The following is a 6,999-nucleotide window of genomic DNA, read 5'->3' on the forward strand; positions in this document are numbered from 1 at the left end:
AGCCAAACTCGGCGGCCGGCGGCGCGTCGCTGAGGCCGAAACCCGGATAGTCGGGCGCGATGAGGTGGTAGCGATCCGCCAGCGCCTCCATCAGCTTCACGTACTGGCGCGACGATGACGGGAAGCCGTGCAGCAGCAGCAACGTCGGCGCATCCACCGGGCCGGCCTCGCGGTAGAACAGGTTCAGCCCGTTGACTTGGATGTTGCGATGCAAGATGGGGTGACTCATGGCGATCTCAGCAGGGAATGGCTCCAGTGTGCGATCAGCGCAGACCGGCCGGTAGCCGCGCTATCCTGCAAGCACCTTGCACTCTGAGTGGAAGATCACTATCAACAACCTCGCCAACGTCAACCTCAACCGCCTGGCCGTCTTCGTCGCCGTTGTCGAAACCGGCTCGCTGAGCGCAGCCGCCCGCCGGCTGGGTATCGCGACGACCATGGTCAGCGCCCACATGCAGCGCCTGGAGCRTGAGGTCGGCGCCAGCCTGCTGTTGCGCACCACGCGCTCCCTGCGCCTGACCGAGGCGGGTGAGGGCTTTTTCGATGCTGCGCGCCAGATCGTGGCCRACACCGAGCGGGCCATCGCCGCTGCCGCCGGAAACACGGCCGAGCCACGTGGCCGGCTGCGCGTGACGGCGCCGGTGGACTATGCCGAGCGCGTGCTGGCGCCCGTCGCCGTCGCACTGACGCAGCGCCACCCGCAACTGCAGATCGATGTGCTGGCTGTCGACCGGCCGCTGGACCTTGTGGCCGAGCAGATCGACGTGGCCATCCGCATCGGCCAACTGGCCGACTCCGAGCTGCGCGCGACGCGCATCCGGTCCTTCAGCGCCTACGTCGTTGCCAGCCCGAGCCTGCTCGAGGGACGCGCCGCACCCGCTCATCCGGGCGAGCTGGCAGCCCTGCCGCTGATTGCGCTGACCGTGCTTCCCCAGCCGCTGCAATGCCGCTTCAACGCCGACGGCGAGGCCGAACAGGCGGTGCGCTTGCAGTCCGTACTGTCCTTCAACACCGCCTCGGCGCTGCGCAGCGCGGCATTGGCGGGTGGCGGCATGGCCATGCTGCCGGACTATCTCGTTGCCGACGACCTCGCCGCCGGCCGCCTCGTGCGCCTGCTGCCGGGCTGGCATCTGCCCGAAGGCGGCATCCACGCCCTCTATCCGGCCGCCCAGCAGCCACCTCGCAAGACGCGCCTGCTCATCGAGACGCTGCGCGCCCAGGCCGGCGAATCCTGACGTTATGGACGTCCCACAAGCTCTCATGACCACCGAGGCGCCGCTGGACTGACACTGCGGCGATGCAAAAGACGCTTGCCGCCCTCGCCATATCCCTGCTGCTGGCTGGCTGCGCCCACCAGCCCCCGCCGCCACCGTCGCCACCCCGCATCGAGCCCACGGCCACACAGCTGGATGCCGCTCGCCGCGCCAGCCTGGACGCCACCGAACTGGCCAGCCTGCTCAACAAGCCGCTCTACCAGATGCAGCCGCGCGAGCTGGGCCGCTACCTGGCCTGGCAACAGCAGGACCAGCCGGCCCTGCGCCAGCGCATCGCGGCGCTGGCACGCAAAAACATCGGCCAGCCCTACGAGCTCTTCCTGCTGGGCGAGTTCCCCTACGAGACCTACGACGCCCAGCCGCTGTTCGACCTGAGCAAAAGCGACTGCGTCGTCTTCGTGGAACATACCTATGCGATGGCATTGAGCGCATCCTGGGAAGAGTTCTTCTGGATGCTGCAGCGCATCCGCTACCGCGACGGGGTCATCGGCACCGCCACGCGCAACCACTACACCGAAGCCGACTGGAATGTCGCCAACCGCTGGTTGGTGCAGGACGTCACCGCCACCCTGGGCGCGCCGACCCAGCCCTACCRCCAGCGCATCGACCGTCAGGCCTTCCTGCTCAAGCAGTTCAAGATCCGCCGCGACATCCCGGTGCAGAACTTCGACGATGTCTACGTTGCCAAGCAGGACGTGGCCGCTGTCGAGGCCCAGTTGCAGGACRGCGATTTCGTCAACGTCATCTCCAGCCGCGGCGGCGAGTCCTGGGCATCGCATGTCGGCCTCATCGTCACCGGCGCGGATGGCTCCCGTCGCCTGCTGCATTCAGCCGAGCCGCAGGTGCGCGAGGAGACGCTGCAGGGCTTCATCGCCCGCATGGCGGAACGCGATGCGCGCCAGGCGGGGCAGAACAAGGCGCAGCTGGCGGGCTTCAAGTTCCTGCGCCTGAACGAGGCGCCAGAAGTGCCGCCGATGGCGCCGCAGCCCCGGCCGCAGCGGTCCTGATCAGGCCGCCGTCGGGCTGACCGTCGGATTGAGGGCCGCGTGGGCCTGCTCGTCCGCGTGGTAGCTGGAGCGCACCATGGCGCCGACGGCCGCGTGCGTGAAGCCCAGCTCGTAGGCTTCCTTCTCGAACTGCTTGAAGGCGTCGGGCGTCACATAGCGGCGCACCGGCAGGTGATGGCCCGATGGCGCCAGGTACTGCCCGATGGTGATCATGTCGATGTCGTGCGCCCGCATGTCGCGCATGACCTGGCGGATCTCGTCGTCCGTCTCGCCCAGGCCGACCATGATGCCGCTCTTGGTCGGCACGCCCGGCACTTCCTGCTTGAAGCGCTTGAGCAGGTCGAGGCTGAACTGGTAGTCGGAACCCGGGCGCGCTTCCTTGTACAGGCGCGGCGCGGTTTCCAGGTTGTGGTTCATCACATCCGGCGGCGCGGCCTTCAGGATATTCAGCGCGCGATCGGCGCGGCCGCGGAAGTCGGGCACCAGCACTTCGATCTGGGTCGTCGGCGACAGCTCGCGCGTCTTAGTGATGCATTCGGCGAAATGGCCGGCGCCGCCGTCCTTCAGGTCGTCGCGGTCGACGCTGGTGATGACGACGTACTTGAGCTTCAGCGCCGCAATCGTCTTGGCCAGGTTCAGCGGCTCGTCGACATCCAGCGGGTCGGGCCGGCCATGGCCGACGTCGCAGAAGGGGCAACGGCGGGTGCACTTGTCACCCATGATCATGAAGGTGGCCGTGCCCTTGCCGAAGCATTCGCCGATGTTGGGGCAGCTGGCTTCCTCGCAGACCGTGTGCAGCTTGTGCTCACGCAGGATCTGCTTGATCTCGTAGAAGCGGGTCGTCGGCGAACCGGCCTTGACGCGGATCCAGTCCGGCTTCTTCAGCACCTCGGCCGGCACGATCTTGATCGGGATGCGGGAGGTCTTGGCCTCGGCCTTTTGCTTGATCGTCGGGTCGTAGGTGGTCGTGTCGGACATGGTCAAGGCGTCGAGACTTCAAATTGTGCCGAGAGCCGCTCGGCGAGCCGCCCGGCCGCGGTCGGCCAGTCGGTGAAAACCCCGAGTTTATCGAGGGATGTGGTTTCCAGGCCTTCGTATCCGCACGGGTTGATGCGCAGGAAGGGTTCCAGGTCCATCGCAACATTGAGCGCAAGGCCGTGATAGGTGCAGTGGCGGCTGACCTTGATGCCCAGGGCCGCAACCTTGGCCAGGCCCTTGAAGCCATTCGCCGGATCGGCCGGACCGGCCAGCGCCGCATGGCTGCCGGGGTCGGCCGGGCGCACATAGATGCCCGGCGCGCCGCCGACGCGCAGGCCGGTCACGCCATAGCTGTCCAGGGCCTGGATGAGGGCCGTCTCCAGGCGGAAGACGTATTCCTTGACGAAGATGCCCAGGCGCCGCAGGTCGACCAGCGGGTAGGCCGTCACCTGGCCGGGCCCGTGATAGGTCACCTGGCCGCCACGCTCGGTCGCGACGACGGGGATGTCGCCCGGCAGCAGCAGGTGCTCCGGTTTGCCGGCGAGGCCTTGCGTGAAGGTGGGCGGGTGCTCGCAGAGCCAGAGCTCGTCGGGCGTGTCTGCATCGCGCGCCGCCGTGAAGGCGCGCATGGCCTCCAGCGTGGGCAGGTAATCGACCCGCCCGAGGGTCTTGACGATCATGCGGGCATCATAGGCAGACGCTGTAAGCCTTCGCCCACCTGAGCCGACTCGACCCGATGAAGACGCCACTGATTGCCGTTGCCCTGCTGCTCGCCGCCTCCCTGGCCCGGGCCGCCTCACTGCCCGACGCGCTGGCCGCCTACGACGAGGGCGACCTCAAGGCTGCGGCCAAGGGCTTTGCCGAATCAGCCCGGCGCGGCGAGGCGCTCGGCCAGTTCAACCTCGCGATGATGAATCTGCGCAAGGAGCTGCCCGGCGCCAGCGACGCCAAGGCCTGGCAGTGGCTGCAGCGTGCGGCGGCGCAGAAGCTGGCCCTGGCCGAGAACGCCCTGGGCGAAATGATCGAGCAGGGCCGCCATGGCAAGCCCGACCCGAAAGCCGCCTGCGGCTGGTTTGAGCGCGCGGCGGAGCAGGGCAACGGCGATGGCGCCCTCGCCACCGCCACCTGCTACTACCTCGGCCGCGGCCGGTCCCAGGACCTGGCCCAGGCCCACCGCTGGTATCTGGAAGCGGCCAAGGCAGGCGACGTCGGCGCCCAATACATCGTCGCGTCGATGTTCGAGACGGGGTCGGGCGTCGAGGCCGACGCGCGCCTGGCGCGCTATTGGTACGACATCGCCGCCAAGAACGGCGATGACGCGGCCAAGGCCAAGATCAAGGCCATGCAGGCCGGCGACGCGGCGACCTGATCAGAGCACGACCTTGACCATGGGATGCGTGGTCAGCGTGCGGTAGATCTCGTCTAGCTGCTCGCGGCTGGTGGCCGTGATGGTGATGGTCAGGCCGAGGTAGTTGCCGCCCTTGCTCGGGCGCTGCTCGATGGTGGCGGCATCAAAGGCTGGGTCGAACTGTCGCGCCACATGGGCGATGGCCTCGACGAAGCCCTCGACATGGGCGCCCATGACCTTGATCGGAAACTGCGAGGGGTATTCGATGAGCGATTGCTCGGGCGGAATGTCGGGCGGCAGGTTCATCATGACCTCACTTGATCCACAGGCGCAGCGAATCCCAGGCACGACCGAGCAGGCCGGAGCCGGGCACGGCTTCCTGCACGATCAGCGGCACCTCGGCCACCGGCGCGCCGGYCGTCGTCGTCACGCGCAGGGTGCCGACGCGCTGGCCCTTGCTGAGCGGCGCCACCAGGGGGTCGGTGCGCTCGACCTGGGTTTGCAGCTTGGTGCCGTCGCCATGCGGCACGGCGACGAAGATGGCGTCAGCCGCACCGAGCCTGGCTTCCTTGGCCTCGCCCTTCCAGACCGGCACGGTCGCAATCGCCTTGCCGGCGTCAAAGATCTTGACCGCATCGAAGGCCGTGTAGCCCCAGTTCAGCAGCTTCTGGCTCTCGCTGGCGCGAGCTTCCTTTGACGCCGTGCCCATGACAACGGACAACAGGCGGCGCTTGCCGTTGGGGAAATCGCGGTTGGCGCTGGACACCAGGCAGTAGCCGGCGGCCTCGGTGAAACCGGTCTTCATGCCATCCACCGTCGGGTCGCGACGCAGCAGCAGGTTGCGGTTGTCCTGGCGGATCTTGTTGAAGGTGTAGTCGCGCTGCGAGTAGTAGACGTAGTACTCGGGGAAGTCCGTGATGATGTGTGAAGCCACCACCGCGATGTCGCGCGCACTGCTCTTGTGGCCGGGCTCGGACGTGCCGGTCACGTTCTTGAACTCGGTGTTCTTCAGGCCCCAGGCCTGGGCCTGGCGGTTCATCAGCTGCACGAAGTTCTCGACCGAACCGGCCGCGCCTTCGGCCAGGGCCACGGCGGCGTCGTTGCCGCTCTGGATGATGAGGCCGTGCAGCAGCTCATCGACCTTGGGCGTCATCGTCGTGTCGATGAACATCAGCGAAGGATCGCCCTTGCGCTCGTCCCAGGCGCGCTTGGACACGGGCAGGGTCTGCTCCAGCGTCAGCTTTTTCTCCCGCAGCGCGCCGAAGACGACATAGGCCGTCATCAGCTTGGTCAGGGACGCCGGGTCATTGGCCGTGTCGGCATCACGCTCGGCCAGGGTCTTGTGCGTGGTCAGGTCGATCAGCACATAGTTGCGCGCCGCGAGTTCCGGTGGCTGGGGGGCCTGGGCCAGGGCAGTCAGCGAGAGCGCGGCGAGGAGGAAAGCAAGCAGTCGTTTCATGGATCTGTTCAGACGCAGCGACTAGATCTTCGTGGGATCGAACGCGCGCACCACAAGGGACTTGAGCAGCGGCAACTGCCCGTGGAAGAAATGGCCCACGCCGGGGACGACGGTCACGGGAAGGCCTTGCGGCCGCGCCCAGTCGAGCACGGCGGCGAGGGGCACAACGTCGTCGACCTCGCCATGGATGACCACGGTGTCGGCAGGCACCGGGGCGGTGTCAAAACGACTGGTCGCCGGGCCGACGAGGACGAGGCGCCGGGCCGGTTCGGCCAGGCGTTGGGCAGCGCGGGAGGCCACGTAGCCGCCAAAGGAGAAGCCAGACAGGATCAATGCCTCGCCGGGCGCGCGAACAGCGTCGAGCACGGCCAGCGCGTCATCAACTTCGCCACGGCCTTCGTCCCAGCCACCTGCCGATTGGCCGATGCCACGGAAGTTGAAGCGCACGGCCCGCCAGCCGAGTTGAATGAAAGCCCGCGCCAGTGTCTGCACGACCTTGTTGTCCATGGTCCCGCCCTGGGTCGGGTTGGGATGGCAGATCAGGGCCGTGCCCAGCGGCGGCGTGCCTGAATTGGAACCAGGCGGCAGGTCGATGGCAACTTCAATCTGCCCGGCCGGGCCGGGGACGAGGCGCTTCTCGGTCTGCGAATTCATCGGCCGACGGAATCCGGCAGCACCAGGCGCTCGACCACCTGGCCGTCGCGCAAATGGCGCTCAACGATCTCGTCCAGGTCGCTCTTGTCGACCCAGGAATACCAGATGGCTTCCGGGTAGACGACAGCCACCGGGCCGCCGGCGCAGCGGTCCAGGCAACCGGCCTTGTTGACGCGCACGCCACCCTTGCCGGCCAGGCCGAGTTGCTTGACGCGCGACTTGCAGTGGTCGAAGCCGCCTTGCGCGTCATGGTCAGCGCAACTGGCCTCGCCATTGGTG

The 6,999-nt window shown here is 67.5% G+C and carries 10 protein-coding genes; 3 read left to right on the plus strand and 7 right to left on the minus strand.

Annotated features, from left to right (window positions below):
- A partial coding sequence (locus tag ACXJKR_RS19900) for an alpha/beta fold hydrolase (protein WP_457324282.1) occupies positions 1-229 on the minus strand: 229 nt, incomplete at its 3' end.
- A 100-nt stretch (positions 230-329) separates the two neighbouring features.
- On the opposite strand from ACXJKR_RS19900, the gene ACXJKR_RS19905 reads away from it, so the two are divergent.
- Complete coding sequence (locus tag ACXJKR_RS19905; RefSeq protein ID WP_457324289.1) at positions 330-1,235, plus strand: LysR family transcriptional regulator; 906 nt, start codon at positions 330-332, stop codon at positions 1,233-1,235.
- Positions 1,236-1,297: 62 nt separating this feature from the next.
- Positions 1,298-2,281 carry an N-acetylmuramoyl-L-alanine amidase-like domain-containing protein gene (locus ACXJKR_RS19910; protein ID WP_457324283.1) on the plus strand — a complete coding sequence of 328 codons (984 nt, stop codon included), beginning with the start codon at positions 1,298-1,300 and terminating at the stop codon, positions 2,279-2,281.
- Here ACXJKR_RS19910 and lipA read toward each other — a convergent pair whose 3' ends face one another.
- Both lipA and lipB read right to left on the minus strand, forming a co-directional pair.
- Positions 2,282-3,259, minus strand: coding sequence for a lipoyl synthase (gene lipA, locus ACXJKR_RS19915; protein WP_457324284.1), 978 nt, complete (start codon positions 3,257-3,259; stop codon positions 2,282-2,284).
- 2 nt (positions 3,260-3,261) lie between these two features.
- The gene (lipB, locus tag ACXJKR_RS19920; protein WP_457324285.1) at positions 3,262-3,939 is read right to left on the minus strand and encodes a lipoyl(octanoyl) transferase LipB; all 678 of its coding nucleotides are present in this window, start codon (positions 3,937-3,939) and stop codon (positions 3,262-3,264) included.
- 56 nt (positions 3,940-3,995) lie between these two features.
- Here lipB and ACXJKR_RS19925 point away from each other — a divergent pair, with 56 nt between their 5' ends.
- Positions 3,996-4,628 carry a tetratricopeptide repeat protein gene (locus tag ACXJKR_RS19925; protein WP_457324286.1) on the plus strand — a complete coding sequence of 211 codons (633 nt, stop codon included), beginning with the start codon at positions 3,996-3,998 and terminating at the stop codon, positions 4,626-4,628.
- On the opposite strand, the gene ACXJKR_RS19930 is transcribed toward ACXJKR_RS19925, so the two are convergent.
- The 4 genes from ACXJKR_RS19930 to ACXJKR_RS19945 all read right to left on the minus strand — a co-directional run.
- Positions 4,629-4,913 (minus strand): DUF493 family protein, encoded by a 285-nt coding sequence (locus ACXJKR_RS19930; protein WP_056194323.1) that lies wholly within the window; start codon positions 4,911-4,913, stop codon positions 4,629-4,631. It abuts the gene before it with no gap.
- Between the two features lie 7 nt (positions 4,914-4,920).
- On the minus strand, positions 4,921-6,066 hold the full coding sequence (locus ACXJKR_RS19935) for a D-alanyl-D-alanine carboxypeptidase family protein (RefSeq protein WP_457324287.1): 1,146 nt from the start codon (positions 6,064-6,066) through the stop codon (positions 4,921-4,923).
- Between the two features lie 21 nt (positions 6,067-6,087).
- Positions 6,088-6,720, minus strand: coding sequence for an alpha/beta hydrolase (locus ACXJKR_RS19940; RefSeq protein WP_056194330.1), 633 nt, complete (start codon positions 6,718-6,720; stop codon positions 6,088-6,090).
- The coding region (locus ACXJKR_RS19945; RefSeq protein ID WP_457324288.1) for a (2Fe-2S) ferredoxin domain-containing protein at positions 6,717-6,999 on the minus strand (283 nt) is incomplete at its 5' end. The genes ACXJKR_RS19940 and ACXJKR_RS19945, both read right to left, overlap by 4 nt.

The sequence above is a fragment of the Roseateles sp. P5_E11 genome (genome assembly GCF_054049355.1).